This window comes from Pseudescherichia vulneris, assembly GCF_902164725.1.
In the GTDB taxonomy this organism is placed as follows: domain Bacteria; phylum Pseudomonadota; class Gammaproteobacteria; order Enterobacterales; family Enterobacteriaceae; genus Pseudescherichia; species Pseudescherichia vulneris.
Genome location: NZ_LR607338.1, coordinates 156,267 through 157,957, shown reverse-complemented (window position 1 = coordinate 157,957; position 1,691 = coordinate 156,267). Strand labels below are relative to the sequence as shown.

Sequence of the window (1,691 nt, the reverse complement as noted above, 5' to 3'; positions counted from 1 at the left end):
GCCACCAGCCCGGTGGGAATAAGGCTGATCGGCGGAATGTCCAGCCGCGCATTATTATCCACGGCATCGTATTTCGAGGTGTTGTACTCAGCGCCGGTAATGGTAAAGGTGTTTTCCTCGTCGTTGTACCTGAGGTTAGTCACCCGAAAATATTGCAGCCGCAGCTGCCCTGCATCGATGACAAAGACCGCATCCGGCGCTGGCGCCGCAACAAACGGCGTGGCCACAATCAGCTGGCTGCCGTTTACCGCCTGGATGATGCGACTCTCCACGGTGCCGCCCTGCGTGCGGATCATCAGCGTATCACCGGGTACCGCGCTGGTGCCCCGGTCAGTGGTGACCGCCCGGATGGAGGCGTCATAATCCGTTATGCGCCCGCCGTATACCCGACCGGACACGCGTTCATCTGCAAAGGCGAACACGGTACCGGGCATGTAGGCAACGCCGTCCAGCCCCGTCTGAACGGTGATGATGCGGTCAAGATAATTGGAATACACCGCCCAGCCACCGCGCCGCTGCGCCTCGCTCTCGCGTGTGCAGCCTATGGCCGTTATCTGCGTCTGCTTAAACTTGAACTGCTTCACCAGGTCAGGGAACATCACCGCCGTGGTGCGGTCCTGATAGTGGTTATCCGGGTCGCTGAAGTTAATCAGTGCGCTGGAATAACGGTTCTTCTCGCTGCCGCTGGAGTACGTGGGTTTATCCACCACCGAGGCGCGGGTGAGGATCTGCAGCTTCGAGGTATCGACTGGCATATCGGAGACAACATTGAACATGTTGTTGCCCCAGAACGTCATGCCATTGAAGCCGGCGGCGATATCTTTGATCACCTGCCATGCATCGGCCTGCGACTGGATGTAGACGTCGAACATGAAGCGCGGCTCTGTGCCGCTGCCCCCTTTACCGTCCGGAACCAGCTGATCGCAACGCTGTGCGATGCGGTAAAGCTCCCATTTATCCAGCATGTCCGGCGTGACGCGGCGGCCGAGGCCAAAGCGCGGCTCGGTCAGGACATCAAACCAGATCCACGCCGGATTATTCGACCACCCCCACTTAAACGTGCCATCCCATGTGCCGGAGTAGGTTCGCGCTATAGGATCGTAATTTGAGGGAATGCGAATAATGCGGCCCTTCGGCTTACAGGAGATTTTCGGGATGCTGTTGAACGATTTAGCGTTAAAGGAGACGTACAGCAGAGCAGTGTGCGGATAGCGCAGACGGGCGTCGATCACCTCGGTAATGGCCTGCACCTGCGTTTTGTTCTGCAGCAGCTGGCTGGTGCTGTCGGCGGTGTCACGCACGACGCGGATCTGCCAGCCCGTACTGGCCTTAGGCAGGTTGATGCGGTGCGTGAGCTCGTAAAGGGAGCTGAGCTTTTCGGTCACCGTCTTGGTCATGATCGTTTCATAAGAGCCACCATCAGTGGCCACATCGATATGATACGTCACGGAGGTGCCGACAATATCGCCGTCGTTTTCCTGCTGCTGCAGGCCGGAGATACCGATCCGGACCAGCACGGCATCAATCTGCGTATTGCTTAATGCGCGCGTCCAGGGCGTGGCGTTCGTCAGTGATACGCCGATGGTGGTTTCGTTCTCCACCGCCGGGAAACCGGGGATAGGATCCTGCATCTGTGTACCCGGGCGAAAGTCCCAGGTGAAGTTTTCAAAATTCTTTGTCCCGTCAGCGTT

The 1,691-nt window shown here is 58.1% G+C and carries 1 protein-coding gene; it reads right to left on the bottom strand.

The genetic code is table 11. The features are described 5' to 3' along the window. A partial coding sequence (locus tag FN633_RS00645; protein WP_243731465.1) for a TipJ family phage tail tip protein occupies nucleotides 1–1,631 on the bottom strand: 1,631 nt, incomplete at its 3' end. Nucleotides 1,632–1,691: the final 60 nt, after the last annotated feature.